Source organism: Arthrobacter sp. 10N44_2 (genome assembly GCF_056394385.1).
Window position 1 is genome coordinate 200,200 of sequence record NZ_JBFTHT010000002.1, and the last position, 19,302, is coordinate 219,501.

Consider the following 19,302-nt stretch of genomic DNA (forward strand, 5'->3'; position numbering starts at 1 on the left):
CCGAGTTTCTTGTTGCTGCGAGGCGTCTAGAAGACTACTCGCCGCGGTTCTTCTGGATGATCTCGTCGGCGACTGCCTTCGGGACCTCGGCGTAGCTGTTGAACGTCATGGAGTACACAGCGCGGCCCTGGGTCTTCGAGCGCAGGTCACCGATGTAGCCGAACATGCCGGACAGCGGGACGTGTGCGCGAATAACCTTGACGCCCTGGGCATCTTCCATGGACTGCATCTGGCCACGGCGGGAGTTGAGGTCACCGATAACTTCACCCATGTATTCCTCAGGGGTGCGGACCTCGACATCCATCAGCGGTTCGAGCAGGACAGGGTTCGCCTTGCGTGCGGCTTCCTTGAAAGCCATACGGCCGGCGATCTTGAACGCCATTTCCGAGGAGTCAACATCGTGGTACGCGCCGTCAATCAGCGTCGCCTTGATGCCGACAACCGGGTAACCGGCCAGGACGCCGTCGTTAAGCGCATCCTGGATGCCGGCGTCGACCGACGGGATGTACTCGCGCGGAACGCGGCCACCGGTGACCTTGTTCTCGAACTCGTACAGCTCGCCACCTGAGGTGTCCAGCGGCTCGATCGCGATCTGGATCTTTGCGAACTGGCCGGAACCACCGGTCTGCTTCTTGTGCGTGTAGTCGTGACGCTCTACAGCACGCTTGATGGTTTCGCGGTAAGCAACCTGCGGCTTGCCAACGTTTGCCTCGACCTTGAATTCGCGGCGCATGCGGTCCACCAGGATGTCCAGGTGGAGCTCGCCCATGCCGGCGATGATGGTCTGGCCGGTGTCCTCGTTGAGGGAGACCTGGAAGGTCGGGTCCTCAGCGGAGAGCTTCTGGATGGCCGTGGAGAGCTTCTCCTGGTCACCCTTCGTGTTCGGCTCGATCGCAACCGAGATCACGGGCTCCGGGAAGCTCATGGACTCGAGGACAATCTGGTTGGCCGGATCGCACAGGGTGTCGCCCGTGGTGGTGTCCTTGAGGCCGATCGCTGCGTAGATGTGGCCGGCGGTAGCGCCCTCGACGGGCATTTCCTTGTTGGCGTGCATCTGGAACAGCTTGCCGATGCGCTCCTTCTTGCCCTTGGTGGAGTTGACCACCTGCGAGCCTGCTTCCACGTGACCGGAGTACACGCGGACGAAGGTCAGCTGGCCGAAGAAGGGGTGCGCGGCGATCTTGAACGCCAGTGCGGAGAAGGGCTCTTCAGAGGAGGGCTTACGGGTAAGCTCCTTCTCTTCGTCGCGGGGATCGTGACCGATCATCGGCGGGACGTCGAGCGGGTTCGGCAGGTAGTCCACCACAGCGTCGAGCATGGGCTGAACGCCGCGGTTCTTGAATGCAGAACCACAGAAGACCGGGTAGATCTCAGAGTTGATCGTCATCTTGCGGATGCCGGCCTTGAGCTCATCGATGCTGATCTCTTCGCCCTCAAGGTACTTCTCCATGAGTTCCTCGGAGGACTCGGCAACGGTCTCAATGAGCGTTGCGCGGTACTCTTCGGCCTTCGCCTGGAGGTCAGCCGGGATCTCGCGGATCTCGTACTTGGCACCCATGGTGACGTCACCCTTGGCGTCGCCGGGCCAGACCAGCGAACGCATGTAAAGGAGGTCGACGACGCCGATGAAGTCGTTCTCGGCGCCGATCGGCAGCTGCATGACGAGCGGCTTGGCACCGAGGCGGCTGATGATGGTGTCGACGGTGAAGTAGAAGTCAGCGCCGAGCTTGTCCATCTTGTTGACGAAGCAGATGCGCGGAACGTTGTACTTGTCAGCCTGGCGCCAAACAGTCTCGGACTGCGGCTCCACGCCTTCCTTGCCGTCGAACACGGCGACTGCGCCGTCGAGGACGCGCAGGGAGCGCTCAACCTCGACCGTGAAGTCCACGTGGCCGGGGGTGTCGATGATGTTGATCTGGTTGTTTTCCCAGAAGCAGGTCACGGCGGCAGACGTGATGGTGATGCCGCGTTCCTTTTCCTGTTCCATCCAGTCAGTCGTCGAAGCGCCGTCGTGCGTTTCGCCGATCTTGTGGTTCACACCCGTGTAGAAGAGGATGCGCTCGGTAGTAGTGGTCTTGCCGGCATCGATGTGGGCCATGATGCCGATATTGCGGACCTTGCTAAGGTCGGTAAGCACGTCCTGTGCCACGGTGTCTCCCTTTCGGATGGACTGCACGTTCGCCGCCGGCTCAGTCGAGCCGGCGGCGTCCGGGAAGTATTACCAGCGGTAGTGTGCGAAGGCCTTGTTGGACTCGGCCATCTTGTGGGTGTCTTCGCGACGCTTCACAGCGGCACCGAGACCGTTCGAGGCATCCAGGATTTCGTTCTGGAGGCGCTCGGTCATGGTCTTTTCGCGGCGGGCCTTGGAGTAGCCAACCAGCCAGCGGAGGGCGAGGGCCGTGGAACGGCCCGGCTTGACCTCAACGGGAACCTGGTAGGTGGCGCCACCAACACGGCGGGAGCGGACCTCAAGCGAAGGCTTGACGTTCTCCATGGCCTTCTTGAGGGCAGCAACGGGGTCGCCGCCGGACTTGGCGCGAGCACCCTCGAGTGCACCGTAAACGATGCGCTCTGCGGTGGACTTCTTGCCGTCAACCAGCACCTTGTTGATGAGCTGGGTGACCAGCGGGGAGCCGTAAACGGGATCTAGAACTAGCGGCCGCTTGGGGGCCGGACCCTTGCGAGGCATATTACTTCTTCTCCATCTTTGCGCCGTAGCGGCTGCGAGCCTGCTTACGGTTCTTGACACCCTGGGTATCGAGGGCGCCACGGACGATCTTGTAGCGGACACCCGGAAGGTCCTTCACGCGGCCGCCGCGGACGAGCACAATGGAGTGCTCCTGCAGGTTGTGGCCCACACCGGGGATGTATGCGGTGACTTCAATGCCGCCGTTGAGGCGTACGCGAGCAACCTTACGCAGAGCCGAGTTCGGCTTCTTCGGGGTCGTCGTGTAAACGCGGGTGCAAACACCGCGGCGCATCGGGCTGCCGTTAAGCGCGGGAGCCTTGGTCTTTTTGACCTTAGGCGTGCGGCCCTTGCGGACCAGCTGGTTAATCGTAGGCACTCTCGTGTTCTCCGTTTTATCCGGAGCGGCCGTTGGCGGCCGCTCTCTTGTCGCTGCGCCTCGCCGCCCGAGCTTTGAAGTTCTCTCCAGAGCAGCTGAGGCGAAGCCTTAATAGTCGGACCGCACGCCGGGGTCCAAGGACTTTCGACCCGAACTGCCCCTAGGCATGCGAAAATGTGGCATACGTTGCACAAGAACCCTGCAAACCGGAAACGTCGTCCTGGTTGAACCTTTCAGCTGCAAGCTGTCTGGCTCAAACCGGCGCACTCATCCACTGCCACAATAACAATTAGTCTCAAGTCTAACACGGACGGGTCCCAGCCCTTAATCGGCGGGGTTTTACCACTGGAAAGGCCCCGCCCCCACCGAGGTGGGAACGGGGCCTGTCAGTCACTCAGCTCAGCGGAAGTCGCTGCCGAGATCGTAGTCATCCAGCGGGATGGCGTGGAACTCGGGAGCTCCGTCGCCGCCCAGCGAGTCGTAGGAGAAGTCACTGAATGCGCTGGGGCCGGTGAACAGGTTGGCCTTTGCTTCTTCAGTGGGTTCCACGGTGACCTCGGTGTAGCGCGGGAGACCCGTGCCGGCCGGGATGAGCTTACCGATGATGACGTTTTCCTTGAGGCCGAGCAGCGGATCGCTCTTGCCTTCCATGGCCGCCTGCGTCAGGACGCGGGTGGTCTCCTGGAAGGAAGCTGCGGACAGCCAGGACTCGGTCGCCAGGGACGCCTTGGTGATGCCCATGAGCTCGGGACGCCCGGATGCCGGCGTCTTGCCCTCGGACACAACGCGGCGGTTGGCCTCTTCGAAACGGCTGCGTTCGGCGAGCTCGCCGGGCAGCAGATCCGATTCGCCGGACTCGATGACCGTGACGCGGCGCAGCATCTGGCGGACGATAACCTCGACGTGCTTGTCGTGGATACCGATGCCCTGGCTGCGGTACACGCCCTGGACTTCGTCCACCAGGAACTTCTGCGCGGCACGGGGACCCATGATGCGCAGCACCTGCTTGGGGTCGACCGGGCCGTTGATGAGCTTCTGGCCAACGCTGACGTGATCGCCGTCTTCGATGAGAAGACGTGAACGGCGCAGCACCGGGTAGGCGATCTCTTCAGATCCGTCATCCGGGGTGATGACCAGGCGCATCTGGCGCTCGGACTCTTCGATGGTGATGCGGCCGGCTGCTTCAGCAATCGGTGCGACACCCTTCGGAGTACGGGCTTCGAAGAGCTCCTGGATACGGGGCAGACCCTGGGTGATGTCGTCGCCACCGCTGGCGGAAACAGCACCACCGGTGTGGAACGTACGCATGGTCAGCTGGGTACCCGGCTCACCGATGGACTGCGCGGCAATGATGCCCACGGCCTCACCGATGTCGACGGTCTTGCCAGTGGCCAGCGAACGGCCGTAGCACAGGGCGCAGGTGCCGACGCTGGACTCACAGGTGAGTACGGAGCGGACCTTGACCTCGGTGATGCCGGCTGCGAACAGTTCGGCAATGACGACGTCGCCGCAGTCGGTGCCGGCAGCTGCCAGGACCTTGCCCTTGGAGTCGACGACGTCGACGGCCAGGGTGCGGGCGTAGGCGCTGTTCTCGACGTTCTCGTCCAGGACGAGGACGCCGTTGGCGTCGGCCACCGCGATGGCGGTCATCAGGCCGCGCTCGGTACCGCAGTCCTCTTCGCGGACAATGACGTCCTGCGACACGTCCACCAGACGACGGGTCAGGTAACCCGAGTTGGCGGTACGCAGGGCGGTGTCAGCCAGACCCTTACGGGCACCGTGCGTGGCGATGAAGTATTCCAGCACCGAGAGGCCCTCGCGGTAGGAGGACTTGATCGGACGCGGGATGATTTCACCCTTAGGGTTGGCCACCAGGCCACGGATACCCGCGATCTGACGGACCTGCATCCAGTTACCACGTGCGCCCGAGGACACCATGCGGTTGATCGTGTTCATCGGAGACAGGCTGTCACGCATCGCCTGGGCGATCTCGTTCGTTGCCTTGTTCCAGATCTCGATCAGTTCCTGGCGACGCTCGTCGTCGTCGATCAGTCCCTTGTCGTACTGGCCCTGGATCTTGGCGGCCATGGTCTCGTAACCGGCGAGGATCCGCGGCTTGTCCGTGGGCACCTCGATGTCGGAGATGGCAACGGTCACGCCGGAGCGGGTGGCCCAGTAGAAACCGGCATCCTTCAGGTTGTCCAGCGTTGCCGCCGTGATCACCTTCGGGTAGCGCTCGGCGAGGTCGTTGACGATCCGGGACAGCTCGCCCTTGTCGGCAACATCCTCAACCCACGGGTAATCCGCGGGCAGCGTCTGGTTGAAGATGACCTGGCCGAGGGAGGTCTCGACCAGTGCCATCTGACCGGGCTCCCAGCCCTCCGGGACTTCCCAGCCGGCGTAAGGCACGAAGCCCTCGAGCCGGATCTTGACCTTGGAGTTCAGGTGCAGCTCGTGAAGGTCGTAGGCCATGATGGCTTCCGCGACCGAGGAGAAGATCCGGCCTTCGCCAGCTGAACCGACACGCTTGGTGGTCAGGTGGTAGAGACCGATGATCATATCCTGCGACGGCAGGGTCACCGGGCGGCCGTCAGACGGCTTCAGGATGTTGTTCGAGGAGAGCATCAGGATGCGGGCCTCGGCCTGGGCCTCGGGGCTCAGCGGCAGGTGGACTGCCATCTGGTCGCCGTCGAAGTCGGCGTTGAAAGCGCCACAAACCAGCGGGTGCAGCTGGATTGCCTTGCCTTCAACAAGCTGCGGCTCGAACGCCTGGATGCCGAGACGGTGCAGGGTAGGTGCACGGTTCAGCAGCACGGGGTGCTCGGTGATGATCTCTTCGAGGACGTCCCAGACCTGCGGACGGTAACGCTCCACCATGCGCTTGGCCGACTTGATGTTCTGGGCGTGGTTGAGGTCCACCAGGCGCTTCATCACGAACGGCTTGAAGAGCTCCAGGGCCATCTGCTTGGGCAGACCACACTGGTGCAGCTTCAGCTGCGGGCCGACGACGATGACCGAACGGCCGGAGTAGTCGACGCGCTTGCCGAGGAGGTTCTGGCGGAAACGGCCCTGCTTGCCCTTGAGCATGTCGCTCAGGGACTTCAGCGGACGGTTGCCCGGTCCGGTGACCGGACGGCCGCGGCGGCCGTTGTCGAAGAGGCTGTCAACAGCTTCCTGAAGCATGCGCTTCTCGTTGTTGACGATGATCTCCGGAGCACCGAGGTCAAGCAGGCGCTTGAGGCGGTTGTTGCGGTTGATCACGCGGCGGTAGAGGTCGTTGAGGTCGGAGGTCGCGAAGCGGCCACCGTCCAGCTGGACCATCGGGCGCAGTTCCGGCGGGATCACCGGGACGGCGTCCAGCACCATGCCGAGCGGGCTGTTGTTGGTCGTCAGGAACGCGTTGACCACCTTGAGCCGCTTCAGGGCACGGGTCTTGCGCTGGCCCTTGCCGTTGGCGATGATGTCGCGCAGCATGTCCGACTCGGCCTGCATGTCGAAGTTCTCAAGACGCTTCTTGATGGCCTCGGCACCCATGGAGCCTTCGAAGTACATGCCGTAGCGGTCGCGCAGTTCGCGGTACAGGCCTTCGTCACCTTCGAGGTCGGCGACCTTGAGGTTCTTGAAGCGGTCCCAGACCTGCTCGAGGCGCTCGATTTCGGCGTCGGCACGCTTGCGTACGTTCGCCATCTGGCGGTCAGCGGAGTCGCGGGCCTTCTTCTTGTCGGCAGCCTTCGCGCCTTCGCCTTCGAGACGGGCAAGCTCGTTCTCAAGGTCGCGGGCGATCGTGGCGATGTCCGAGTCGCGGTTGTCGATCAGCTGCTTCTTCTCGATGTCGTGCTCAACCTGGAGGTTGGGCAGTTCTTCGTGGCGGCTGTCGGCGTCGACGCTCGTGATCATGTAGGCGGCGAAGTAGATGACCTTTTCGAGGTCCTTCGGTGCCAGGTCAAGGAGGTAGCCCAGGCGGGAGGGAACACCCTTGAAGTACCAGATGTGCGTGACCGGGGCGGCGAGTTCGATGTGGCCCATGCGCTCACGGCGGACCTTCGCACGGGTGACCTCAACGCCACACCGCTCGCAGATGATGCCCTTGAAGCGCACGCGCTTGTACTTACCGCAGTAGCATTCCCAGTCGCGGGACGGGCCGAAGATCTTCTCGCAGAAGAGGCCGTCCTTCTCGGGCTTGAGCGTGCGGTAGTTGATGGTTTCCGGCTTCTTAACCTCGCCGTACGACCAGCCACGGATGTCTTCCGCGGTGGCGAGGCCGATCTGCATGAGGCCGAAGGAGGATTCGCTGGACATATGGTCCCTGTTCTCTCTTGTTCTCTAAATTCTGAAGTCTTGGGTTACGGGAAGAGGGAGGTGGCTTACGACGGCGAGTGCGAACCCGCCGTCGTAAACCCCCTGCTAAACCTCTTCTACGGAACTGGGCTCTGCACGAGACAGATCGATGCCCAGTTCTTCCGCAGCCGTGAAGACTGCGTCATCAGAGTCACGCATTTCAATTGTGGTTCCGTCCGTGGAAAGCACTTCCACGTTCAGGCACAGCGACTGCATTTCCTTGATCAAGACCTTGAAGGACTCAGGAACGCCCGGCTCGGGGATGTTCTCGCCCTTGACGATGGCTTCGTAGACCTTCACACGACCGTGGATATCATCCGACTTGATCGTCAGCAGTTCCTGGAGCGTGTACGCGGCGCCGTAAGCTTCGAGCGCCCACACTTCCATTTCACCGAAGCGCTGGCCACCGAACTGTGCCTTACCACCCAGCGGCTGCTGCGTGATCATGGAGTACGGGCCGGTGGAGCGGGCGTGGATCTTGTCGTCCACCAGGTGGTGGAGCTTCAAGATGTACATGTAGCCGACCGAGATCGGATCCGGGAACGGCTCGCCGGAGCGGCCGTCGAACAGACGGGTCTTGCCGGAAGAGTTGATCAGGCGGTCGCCGTCGCGGGTGACGTTGGTGGAATCGAGCAGGCCCGTGATTTCCTCTTCACGCGCACCGTCGAAGACCGGCGTCGCCACAGTGGTCTGGCCACTCTCGCGCGGCAGGTTCGGCAGCTGCTTGACCCACTCGGGCTCGCCCTCGATCTTCCAGCCGGTCTTGGCAACCCAGCCGAGGTGCGTTTCCAGCACCTGGCCGACGTTCATGCGGCCCGGAACACCCAGCGGGTTCAGGACGATATCAACGGGGGTGCCGTCGGCAAGGAAGGGCATGTCCTCGATCGGAAGGATCTTGGAGATAACACCCTTGTTGCCGTGGCGGCCGGCGAGCTTGTCGCCGTCGGTGATCTTGCGCTTGGCAGCGACGTAGACGCGCACCAGCTGGTTGACGCCCGGGGGCAGCTCGTCGTCGTTGTCGCGGTCGAAGACGCGGACACCGATCACGGTGCCGGACTCGCCGTGCGGCACCTTCAGGGAGGTGTCGCGCACTTCGCGGGACTTCTCACCGAAGATGGCGCGCAGCAGGCGCTCTTCCGGGGTCAGCTCGGTCTCGCCCTTGGGGGTGACCTTACCGACCAGGATGTCGCCGGCCTCAACCTCGGCACCGATGTGGATGATGCCGCGCTCGTCCAGGCCTGCCAGGACTTCCTCAGACACGTTCGGGATGTCACGGGTGATTTCCTCGGCACCAAGCTTGGTGTCGCGGGCATCGATCTCGTGCTCCTCGATGTGGATCGAGGACAGGACGTCCTCGGCCACGATGCGTTGGGAGAGGATGATGGCATCCTCGAAGTTGTGGCCTTCCCAGGACATGAATGCCACGAGCAGGTTCTTACCGAGGGCGAGCTCGCCCTGGTCCGTTGCCGGGCCGTCAGCGATGATGCCGCCGACCTCCAGGCGCTGGCCTTCGCTTACCAGGACACGGTGGTTGTAGCAGTTGCCCTGGTTGGAACGGGCGAACTTGTTGATGCGGTAGTTGGTTTCCGTACCGTCGTCGTTGAGCATGATGACCAGCTCAGCGGAGACCTCGGTAACCACACCGGCCTTCTTGGCGATGACAACGTCACCGGCGTCGACGGCTGCGGCGCGCTCCATGCCGGTACCGACGAACGGTGCCTCGGAACGGACCAGCGGCACGGCCTGGCGCTGCATGTTGGCACCCATGAGTGCACGGTTGGCATCGTCATGCTCGAGGAACGGGATCAGGGCGGTAGCCACGGACACCATCTGGCGCGGGGAAACGTCCATGAACTCGACGTCGGCGGCGGGAACCAGCACAGGCTCGCCTCCACCACCGCGGGCACGGACCAGGACGGTCTCTTCCGCGAAACGCTTGTTCTCGTCGAGCGGTGCGTTGGCCTGTGCGATCAGGACCTCGGCTTCGTCGTCGGCCGTGAGGTACTTGACCTCATCGGAGACGACACCCTCGGCGACAAGGCGGTACGGGGTTTCGATGAAACCGAACGGGTTGATGCGTCCGTAGGAAGCCAGCGAACCGATCAGACCAATGTTCGGGCCTTCAGGAGTTTCGATGGGGCACATACGTCCGTAGTGGGACGGGTGCACGTCACGAACTTCCATGCCGGCACGGTCACGGGACAGACCACCCGGGCCAAGCGCGGACAGGCGGCGCTTGTGGGTCAGACCCGAGAGCGGGTTGTTCTGGTCCATGAACTGGGACAGCTGGGAAGTTCCGAAGAACTCCTTGATGGCTGCCACGACGGGACGGATGTTGATCAGGGTCTGCGGCGTGATGGCCTCGACGTCCTGGGTCGTCATGCGTTCGCGGACAACGCGCTCCATGCGGGACAGGCCGGTGCGGACCTGGTTCTCGATGAGCTCGCCGACGGCGCGGATGCGGCGGTTGCCGAAGTGGTCGATGTCATCGATCTCGACGCGGAGCTCGTGGTCCTGGCCGTCGCGCTTGCCCATGAGGGTCTTCTCGCCGGCGTGCAGCGCAACCAGGAACTTGATCATGGCCACGATGTCTTCAACGTGCAGGACCGAAGCTTCCTTGTCGCCAAGGGAGCGGTCGATGCCAAGCTTGCGGTTGATCTTGTAACGGCCGACCTTGGCCAGATCGTAGCGCTTGGAGTTGAAGTACAGGTTGTCCAGCAGGGACTGGGCAGCCTCAACCGTGGGCGGCTCGCCCGGTCGCAGCTTCCGGTAGATGTCCAGCAACGCGTCTTCGCGGGTCTCGGTGGCGTCCTTCTCCAGCGTGGCGCGCATGGAGTCGTACTGGCCGAATTCCTCGAGGATCTGGCCTTCGGTCCAGCCGAGGGCCTTCAGCAGCACGGTGACGGACTGCTTGCGCTTGCGGTCAAGACGGACGCCGACCTGGTCGCGCTTGTCGATTTCGAGCTCGAACCAGGCGCCGCGGGAGGGGATGATCTTCGCGGTGAAGATGTCCTTGTCGCTGGTCTTGTCGGCGGTGCGCTCAAAGTAGGCGCCCGGCGAGCGGACCAGCTGGGAGACGACGACACGCTCGGTGCCGTTGACGACGAAGGTGCCCTTCTCGGTCATCAGCGGGAAGTCACCCATGAACACGGTCTGCTGCTTGATTTCGCCCGTGTTGTTGTTCATGAACTCGGCCTTGACGTACAACGGAGCCGAGTACGTTGCGTCCCGGTCCTTGCACTCAGCCATGGTGTATTTGGGGTCAGCGAACTCCGGCTCGGAGAAGCTCAGGGACATGGTGCCCTGGAAGTCTTCGATCGGGGAGATCTCTTCGAAGATGTCGGACAGACCCGAGGAGGTGGCGACGCTGAGGTCGCCTTCTTCGACGGCCTTCGCAACGCGCGCCTGCCAGCGTTCGTTCCCGACCAGCCAGTCAAAGCTGTCGGTTTGCAGGGCGAGCAGATTCGGAACATCAAGGGGTTCGTGAATCTTTGCGAATGAGAGCCGGCGGGTTGCACCGTCGGTGCTGTCGGCATTGATAGCGGTAGCGTTGTTTACATTAGAGGTGCTCGAGGCGACCAAGAGGGATCCTTCCACAGACCTTCAGGCGTTGTCAGATCTCCCCCGTTATGCACTCTGCAGAATGACTCCGCAGCGCTACCAGTCCGGTTCCGCTATATGACCCGGGACCCGCGCTGTCCATAGCTGGTGCACGTGGTAGACGGCACATTGATGGAACAGCTGTCAGGCTAAGCCCACCGCTATATGAAGGCTGAAGGTAAACAGGGAAGACGCAAATATCTACGATACGGCAAAGCAACCTACTTGTCTACCCCACTTCCGGCGGGATTGCAAGCACGAAGTTTGGCGGAATTTCCACTGACTCCTGGCGGCGACCGTGTCCGCCCTGCCGAATGGATAGGTGACGGGGCTCACGATAACGTAGACATAAGTCGAAAGAAGATCGGAAGAAAACACCATGAGCAATCCTGCAGACAACAACGATGTTGTCATTCTCGCCGCAGCCCGCACCCCCCAGGGGCGCCTGAACGGGCAGCTGGCCAGCTTCACCGCCGTCGAGCTCGGCACCCACGCCATCCGCGCGGCCCTGGCCGCCAGCGGCGTCAAGGCCGACCAGGTGGACAGCGTGATCATCGGCCAGGTCCTGCAGGCCGGCGCGGGCCAGAACCCTGCCCGCCAGAGCGCCATCGGCGCCGGCATCGGCTGGAACGTGCCGACGGTGACCATCAACAAGGTCTGCCTCTCGGGCCTCACCGCCGTGATCGACGCCGCCCGGATGATCCGCAGCGGGGACGCCACGGTGGTGGTCGCCGGCGGCCAGGAGTCCATGACCCGCGCACCTCACGTGCTGCCCGGTTCCCGGCAGGGCTGGGCGTACGGCACGGTCCAGGCCCTGGACGTGGCCGCGCACGACGGCCTGACCGACGCCTTCGACGGGCAGTCCATGGGACTGTCGACCGAGAGCAAGAACCTGACCCTCGGCATTGACCGGGCCTCCCAGGACGAGGTGGCGGCCCAGTCGCACCAGCGTGCCGCCCGGGCCGCGAAGGACGGCGTCTTCGACGGCGAGATCGCCCCGATGAGCGTCAAGCAGCGCAAGGGCGATCCGATCGCCGTCACCTCCGACGAGGGCATCCGGCCCGACACGACCGTCGAGTCGCTGTCCGGCCTGCGCGCGGCGTTCGTCACTGACGGAACCATCACCGCCGGCAACTCCTCTCCCCTGTCCGACGGCGCTGCCGCCCTGGTGCTGAGCAGCCGGAAGTTCGCCGAGGACAACGGCCTCGAGTATCTCGCGGTGGTCGGCAAGCCGGGCCAGGTCGCCGGTCCGGACAACTCGCTGCATTCCCAGCCGTCGAACGCCATCAAGAACGCCCTGGACAAAGCCGGCTGGTCCGCCGCGGACCTCGACTTCATCGAAATCAACGAGGCTTTCGGTTCCGTCGCGGTGCAGTCCCTGAAGGACCTCAACTATCCGCTGGAGCAGTGCAACATCCATGGCGGTGCCATCGCCCTGGGCCACCCGATCGGGGCCTCCGGGGCCCGGCTGGCCCTGCACGCGGCCCACGAACTCAAGCGCCGGGGTACCGGCAAGGCGGCCGTGTCCCTGTGCGGCGGCGGCGGCCAGGGCGAAGCGCTGCTGCTGTACCGCGACTAAGACCGGTAACCGGCGGGCCGGGCGGGCCCGGACCACAGGGCGGCCGGGCGGACCGGAAACAGCCGCCAGGAGTCAGGAAGGTTTGACGCGATGCCAGAGCAGAAAACAACCAGCGGCCGCGAACGGTTCCTCGCCGACGCCGCGGCGCGGGGGCTGGACGTGGAGATCGTCGAACGCCTCGCCGCCCGCAGCCTTGAGGAGGCGGCCGGTATCCTCGGGATCCGGCCCGCGGATATCGTGAAGTCGCTCGTGGTCAAGCACAAGGACGGCAGTTTCCTGTTCGCGCTGGTCCCCGGAGACCGGCAGATTTCCTGGCCCAAGCTGCGGGCGCTGCTGGGCGTCAACAAGCTCTCGCTGCCGGCGGCGGATACGGCTTTCGAGGCCACCGGGTACGAGCGCGGGACCATCACGCCGCTCGGCAGCATCCGCCCCTGGCCCGTCTACGCCGACCAGACCATCACGGGCCGGCGGATCTCCATGGGCGCCGGGGAACATGGCTACAGCGCGTTCGTGGACGCGGATGCCCTGACGGCGGCGCTGGGCGCCGTCGTCGCCGACATCACTGAACCCAACTAGCGCGCCCGGGTTAACAACAACGCGGGGTCACTTGGAGCCCATCCCGACCGCCGGGATGGGCCGGAAGTGACCCCGCGTTGCTGTTTGACCGGGCGTCAGGCCGTAACCGTGAGGGGTGCCCCGTTGACGGTGAGGCGCCAGTTGGCCTGGCTGAACACGGCGACGTCCAAGGTCCCGCGGTCCACGACGTAGTCGATGATGCGCTGCCGGATCTCCTGCTGGCTGTTGGACAGCACGGGCGCGCTCTTCACGGCCGGGAAGTTGCCGCCCCCGCTCTGCCGGTAGTTGTTGATGGCCAGCGCGAATTCCTGCTCGAGCCGCAGCGGCTCGCCACCGTAGGTCAGCTTGACGATCCGGTCCCCTGCCGGCCGGGCGAGGTCGATCTCGTAGTTCAGCGGCGCGTCCAGGCCGTAGACAACGTCGTAGTTGTAGTCCGGCGTGCCGTTCGGTGCCGTGGCGGTCACGGCATTGGTGACGTCCTGGGCCCAGGCTGTGGTAGCGGTCACCGGTTTGAAGTACTGGGCGGACCACTCCAGGTATGCCTTGACCTGCGCGCCAGTGACCTTGACGGAGAGCAGCGTGTTGTCGAAGATGTACAGCCCTGCGACGTCGCGGATGGTGAGCGCCCCGGCCTTGACATCAACGGCGCGGGAGAAGGCCGCGGCAATGGACAGCACGGGCAGCCCGGCCGCGGGACCGTTGGCCAGCTCAGCCTTGACGGTGCTTGCCTGGACGTAGTTGATGGCGTCGATCGCTGCGGAGTCCTCCCAGCAGGCGGTGGCCGTGCTGAGCGGTGCCGTGGAGGTTCCGATGACCTCATTGACGTAGTTCACCGTGGCCTCATGCCCGGCCTGCACGGCCCGGACGACGGCGGGATCCGGGTTCACAGTCTTGGCGTCCAGCAAGTGCGAATGCGCCGACGTGACGGCCCACCGCCCCTGCACCTTGGCGAGCTCGAGGTCCATGACAGATACCCGCATGCCCCACTTGAGCGGCTCGGTCAGGAGCACCTGCTTGCCGGTGGCCTTGTTGGTGACGAAACGCTCGGGGATCTCCAGGTGGGCGTGCCCGACCAGGATGGCGTCAATGCCGGGCACTTCCTCCGCCAGCTGGGTGGAGGCGTTCTCCGGGAACGGCAGGGCGTCGCCGTAGGAAGACCCCGGAGTCGCCCCGGAATGGCTCGTGACAATGACGATGTCCGCGCCGGCGGCCTTCACCTGCGGAATGACAGCTTTGGCCTCTTCGACGATGCCGTTGAAATCGAGCCTGCCTTGGACGTTGTCGCGGTCCCAGAGGGCGCAGCCGGGCGTCACGAACCCGACCAGGCCCACCGTCACCCAGCCGTTGTCCGTCTTGACCCGCTTCAGGACGTACGGCGTGAAGGCGCGCTGGCCCGAGACGGCGTCGTGCACGTTGGCGCCCAGGAGCGGAAAGTCCAGCTGCTTCTCCCAGGTGCGCAGCAGTGGAATGCCGTAGTTGAACTCGTGGTTTCCCAGCCCCGCGGCGTCATAGCCGATCGCGTTCATGGCCAGCGCCATGGGGTGTTTCACGGTGGCGGAGATGGGCTGGATTTTGGCGAAGTAGTAGGCCAGGGGCGTGCCCTGGATGGTGTCCCCGGCGTCGATGGTCAAGGTGTTCGCCGCTCCGCGCTCGGCCCGCATTGCGTTGATCAGGGTGGCAGCCTGGGCAATCCCGATCTTGTTCCCGACGGCGTCGGCATAGGGCACGTTCTTGAAGTAGTCCCAGTTGAAGACGTTGTTGTGCAGATCTGTGGTGCCGAGCACTGTCAGCGTGAAGTGCTCCTTGCCGTCCGGCCCGCCCGTGGCCGCCCGTTCGCCAGCGGCTTGGGCTGCGGGGGCTCCCGCCAGGGCGGCTGCGGCAGCGCTGCCGCCGACGAGGGCGGCTGTGAGCATCGCGCGGCGGGAGGGTGCATCGTGTGGGTTCGGCATGGTGGGTGAACTCCTGAACGTAGGGGCCGGTGGGCACAAATCCACAGTCTAGGGGCGGCTTTAAAACTGCGACAGGGGTATCTAAAAAACTTTGCCAAATCCTTGGACGTCGTTCATCCCGGGCGACGGGAGCGCTCCAGCTAGCGTGGATTCCGGTCCGGGAACGCAGGAAACCCCGCCCACTGAGTGGACGGGGTTTCCTTTGAGCAGTGCGGACCGCGATGGATCCGAACGGCGGGTGTTACTTGAGGGTAACGCGGGCGCCAGCTTCTTCGAGCTGAGCCTTTGCCTTCTCGGCAGCTTCCTTGGTGGCGCCTTCGAGAACAGCCTTGGGTGCGCTGTCAACCAGGTCCTTGGCTTCCTTGAGGCCCAGGGAGGTGATGGCGCGAACTTCCTTGATCACTGCGATCTTCTTGTCGCCAGCAGCTTCGAGGATGACGTCGAAGTCAGTCTTCTCTTCAGCTTCTTCTGCAGCAGCGGCGGGGCCGGCAACGGCAACGGCAGCAGCAGTAACTTCGAAGGTCTCTTCGAAGAGCTTGACGAACTCGGAGAGCTCGATGATGGTCAGTTCCTTGAAAGCTTCAATGAGCTCTTCGTTGGTGAGCTTCGCCATGGTGTGGCGTCCTTCCTATAGTGGTGCGCTGCGGCCCTGAGGCTCGCTGTCGCACCGGAGTCTTATGGAGAAGAGGACTAGTTCTCTTCGGGGGCTGCGGCTTCGGCCGGTGCTTCGGCCTCGGCTGCTGCATCTGCTGCGGGAGCTTCTTCAGCGGCGGGTGCTTCGGCTGCTGCCGGTGCACCGTTCTCTTCTTCAAGCTTGAGGCGCAGTGCGTCGATGATGCGTACAGCGGCGGCAGCAGGAGCCTTGAGGATCCCTGCAACCTTGGCGAGCTGCAGCTCACGGGACTCGAGTGCTGCCAGGGCAGCAACTTCGCTGGCGTTCAGTGCCTTGCCCTCGAAGTAACCGGTCTTGATGACCAGCTGCTTGTTGGCCTTGGCAAAATCCGTCAGGCTCTTGGCAGCTGCAACTGCGTCACCCTTGATGAACGCGATTGCAGTGGGGCCGGCGAGCTGACCGTCGAATGCTTCGACACCAGCTTCCTTGGCTGCAATGGCGGTCAGGGTGTTCTTGACGACCGAGAACTTGGTTTCCTGGCCGAGAGAGACACGCAGCTGCTTGAGCTGTGCAACGGTGAGCCCGCGGTATTCGGTCAGGACAGCGGCGTTCGATTCCTTGAAATCGTTAGTGATCTCAGCTACTGCTGAAACCTTGCTAGGCGTTGCCATAACCCTCCTTCCGGGGATAGTGCCGGTATGTCCGGGTCCCCGCTCAAAAGAGCTAAAAACTAAAAAACGCCCCGCGCAGATGCACGGGGCTTGTCTCGACGCGGTCCATGACCGCGGAGCTTTGCTTCGTTCACCTGCGCCGGCCGCCCTATGTTCAGGGTCCTTCGTCCGGAAATCCACTGCGCTCTCCCGGCGCGACTGCAGAAGTGAGTCTTGCTTGGGAGAGTGGATTTCCAACAACCGACGGTCTTTGGTCCTCCAAGCTTACGGGACACGGCGCGCGTGTTCCAAATCGGGCCCGGCGGGCAGTGCTGGGTGAACAGCCCTCAGCTGACAGCCGGTCCGAAGTTGGGGAGTTCTTTTTGCCAGAGACCCGTCACGCCCGCTGTCGTGAAGCCGAGCTGCTGGTTGACCTTCAGGAGGTAGCGGTTCTCCGGGGCGTTCCACGTGTACAGGACCCGGGCGTCCGGGAACTGTTCGCTGAGCCGTTCCATGTTGGCGACCTTGATCAGCAGCCCGAGCTTGTTGCCGCGGTGTTCCTGCAGCACCACCGTGTCGTCCTGGAAGACGACGTCCGGGCGCAGGGCCAGGACACTGATGGTGGTCAGGCCCACGAGCGTTCCGCTGGCGATGTGCTCGACGGCGGTGACCACCGTCCGGCGGCCCTGGGCTATGGTGACTTCCTCCGCTTCCCGGAGGATGCCGCCGTCGAACACCATTTCCTGGGCATCCGGCCCGGGCACTTCGTCCTCGCCTGCCTGGTTTTCCAGCGCGGCGACGGCCTCGAGCCACTGGTCAGGACACCGGTCCGTCCAGTGGTGCAGACGGTAGCGGCCGGCATTGGCTTCCTCGGCCTCGGCCTCGAGGTCGGCGACGAGCTTGGTGTCCAGCGGCAACGCGCAGGAGCTGAACTGCTCGATGTGCTGCAGGGTGTAGCCGGTGTGGCGGGCAAATTCCACGTCACGGCTGCCCAGCGGGACGAACCCGACGCCGCTGCCGGGCACGAGCTGTTCGGCCTCCGGGTCCGTCAGGGTTGATCCCGGGTGGTTGGTGTCGATCAGGATCGTGTGGCGGCCCTCGTCCCGGGCGAAATGTTCGGCGGCCGCCAGCAGCTGCCTCCCCACGCCCTGGCGCCGGAATTCCGGCAGGATGTCGAGCGTGAATTCGGCGAGATCGAGGTTGTCCACCAGCGGCAGGGCGATGTCCGCAGTCCCGACAATCACACCGTCGATCTTGGCGACGAGGATCACCTGGCGTTCGTAGGGGTCCGCCATCTCAAGCAGCTTTTCCTGCGGCGCGTAGGCGAGGTCGTCGGTGCCCCAGGTCTGCATCCGGACCCTGCGCCCCACCTCGATGGCGGCGAGAAAGTCGGCGGCATCGGGCGCGTCAAGGGAATCGGGGATCCACAGCTGCTCAATCCGTACATCGTTTGCCATAGAGGGCATCTTCCCAGCCGTTGTGCCACCCACCATCGGTACGGCCCGGCTCAAACCGGGCTTTCAACCGCCAGCATATGCTGGTTTGGGCCGCTGTTCCATTGGTGACGCCGGGCAGTTTCCGCTCCAGTCTGCGCCCGGCGGCTTCCGCCCCAGCCGGCGCCTGGTCAGTTCCGGATCTCATTGCCGGTGGCTGCGCCCGCGGCGGCAGCGGTCCGCTGCCATTCGCCGTCGTAGCCCGCCGGCTTGAAGCCCAGCGCGATGTTGATGCCGAGCATATGGTCGTTTTCGGCGGCGTTATACGTCAGGACGCGCCGGACCGCTGGGAAGGACTCCCGCAGCAGGCGCAGGTTGCGGATCTTGATGAGCATGCCAAGCCGGTGGCCGCGGTGGCCCACAGCGACGAGGGTGTCGTCCTGGTTGGCCAGCCAGGGCTTGTCGGCTGTTGTCTGCAGGACGGTATAGGCGGCCAGTTCGCCGCTGGCCCGGTGCCGTGCCGCCACCACGAGGGAGGACTGGCCGGCGCGCCGCCAGGTGTCCTCGACGTGGCGGACCCGGGCGACGTCCCAGATTTCCGGCTCGTAACTCAGCGCACCGGAGGGGGCATCGGTGCTCATGCGGGACATGAGCACCGCGAGCTGGGCGGCATGTTCCTCCGGGCAGGAGTCGGTCCAGTGCAGCAGCTCATAGTCCCCCGCGGGGGCCAGGGCGTCCCGTTCCAGGGCGTCGAGGTCCGCGGCGGGCGGGACGTCGAGCGAACTGAACCGTTCGACCTGCTCCAGGCGGTAGCCGGCTTTTCCGGCGAAACGGACGCCCGGCGCGCCGGCGGGCAGCGCTCCGGTCCCCGTGGCGGGCTTGATGAGGTTGGTGCCATCGACGTCGAAATCGGCCGGGTGCTCGGTGAAGGTCTGCAGGATGGTCCTCCCGTCGGCGGCGGCCAGCGCCTCCGCGTGCCCCAGCAGTGCCCGGCCGATCCCCCGCCCGGCGAAGGCATCCAGGACGCTCACGTGCAGCAGCGCACTGCCCAGATTCTCCTGCAGTTCACAGCGGACCCAGGAGTTGGCCGCCATGCGCCCGTCGACGCGGACGAAGAAGAGCCGCAGCCGGGTGTACGCCGTGTCCCGCCAGTACTGCAGGCGGGCCGCCGCGGACGATGCCCGGTCCAGGTTGCCCCAGGTCTGCAGGATGAGCTCATCGCAGAGTTCCATGAATTCGAGGAACTCCGCCGTATCAGCGGCATCGGTGTCGGCAGCATCAAGGCTGGCGGGCAGGGAGAGTTCCTCGATGAGGTACGACGGCGTAGTCACCGGGACAGCCTAACCGGCAAGTCCGGCGGCACCAAGGGTCCCGGATGCCAAACGTTTCGCACGCCACTGGGTCCCGGCGCAGAACGGCAAAAGGCCGCCCCGCAGTTGCGGGACGGCCTTTGGCTGGAACCGGCGACGTCAGCGAAGCCGCAGTTCCGTGGATCCGGT

Annotated in this window: 12 protein-coding genes; 2 read left to right on the forward strand and 10 right to left on the reverse strand. The window is 64.2% G+C overall.

From position 1 onward, the window contains the following. Positions 1-34 precede the first annotated feature (34 nt). The 5 genes from fusA to rpoB form a co-directional block, all read right to left on the reverse strand. On the reverse strand, positions 35-2,149 hold the full coding sequence (fusA, locus tag AC1DBX_RS03925; RefSeq protein WP_079550516.1) for an elongation factor G: 2,115 nt from the start codon (positions 2,147-2,149) through the stop codon (positions 35-37). Between the two features lie 69 nt (positions 2,150-2,218). After that, positions 2,219-2,689, reverse strand: a complete 471-nt coding sequence (rpsG, locus tag AC1DBX_RS03930) for a 30S ribosomal protein S7 (RefSeq protein ID WP_011692813.1) — start codon at positions 2,687-2,689, stop codon at positions 2,219-2,221. A gap of 1 nt (position 2,690) precedes the next feature. Beyond that, positions 2,691-3,065 (reverse strand): 30S ribosomal protein S12, encoded by a 375-nt coding sequence (gene rpsL, locus AC1DBX_RS03935; RefSeq protein WP_018773658.1) that lies wholly within the window; start codon positions 3,063-3,065, stop codon positions 2,691-2,693. 399 nt (positions 3,066-3,464) lie between these two features. Then, entirely contained in the window at positions 3,465-7,364 is a 3,900-nt protein-coding gene (locus AC1DBX_RS03940) for a DNA-directed RNA polymerase subunit beta' (RefSeq protein WP_476931116.1), read from the reverse strand. 105 nt (positions 7,365-7,469) lie between these two features. Beyond that, positions 7,470-10,985 (reverse strand): DNA-directed RNA polymerase subunit beta, encoded by a 3,516-nt coding sequence (gene rpoB / locus AC1DBX_RS03945; RefSeq protein WP_028275121.1) that lies wholly within the window; start codon positions 10,983-10,985, stop codon positions 7,470-7,472. Positions 10,986-11,382: 397 nt separating this feature from the next. On the opposite strand from rpoB, the gene AC1DBX_RS03950 reads away from it, so the two are divergent. Beyond that, positions 11,383-12,582 (forward strand): acetyl-CoA C-acetyltransferase, encoded by a 1,200-nt coding sequence (locus AC1DBX_RS03950; RefSeq protein ID WP_476872994.1) that lies wholly within the window; start codon positions 11,383-11,385, stop codon positions 12,580-12,582. Positions 12,583-12,672: 90 nt separating this feature from the next. Then, positions 12,673-13,158 (forward strand): aminoacyl-tRNA deacylase, encoded by a 486-nt coding sequence (locus AC1DBX_RS03955; RefSeq protein ID WP_223913811.1) that lies wholly within the window; start codon positions 12,673-12,675, stop codon positions 13,156-13,158. A 95-nt stretch (positions 13,159-13,253) separates the two neighbouring features. Here the strand turns inward: AC1DBX_RS03955 and AC1DBX_RS03960 are convergent, their stop codons facing one another. The 5 genes from AC1DBX_RS03960 to AC1DBX_RS03980 form a co-directional block, all read right to left on the reverse strand. Beyond that, positions 13,254-15,107, reverse strand: a complete 1,854-nt coding sequence (locus AC1DBX_RS03960) for a bifunctional metallophosphatase/5'-nucleotidase (protein ID WP_476931117.1) — start codon at positions 15,105-15,107, stop codon at positions 13,254-13,256. Between the two features lie 241 nt (positions 15,108-15,348). Beyond that, positions 15,349-15,720, reverse strand: a complete 372-nt coding sequence (gene rplL, locus AC1DBX_RS03965) for a 50S ribosomal protein L7/L12 (RefSeq protein WP_028276543.1) — start codon at positions 15,718-15,720, stop codon at positions 15,349-15,351. A gap of 77 nt (positions 15,721-15,797) precedes the next feature. Next, positions 15,798-16,391, reverse strand: a complete 594-nt coding sequence (rplJ, locus tag AC1DBX_RS03970; RefSeq protein ID WP_028276542.1) for a 50S ribosomal protein L10 — start codon at positions 16,389-16,391, stop codon at positions 15,798-15,800. 326 nt (positions 16,392-16,717) lie between these two features. Further along, on the reverse strand, positions 16,718-17,827 hold the full coding sequence (locus tag AC1DBX_RS03975) for a GNAT family N-acetyltransferase (protein WP_028276541.1): 1,110 nt from the start codon (positions 17,825-17,827) through the stop codon (positions 16,718-16,720). Positions 17,828-17,994: 167 nt separating this feature from the next. Continuing rightward, positions 17,995-19,134: an N-acetyltransferase family protein gene (locus AC1DBX_RS03980; RefSeq protein ID WP_476931118.1), complete on the reverse strand. Its 1,140-nt coding sequence runs from the start codon at positions 19,132-19,134 to the stop codon at positions 17,995-17,997. Positions 19,135-19,302: the final 168 nt, after the last annotated feature.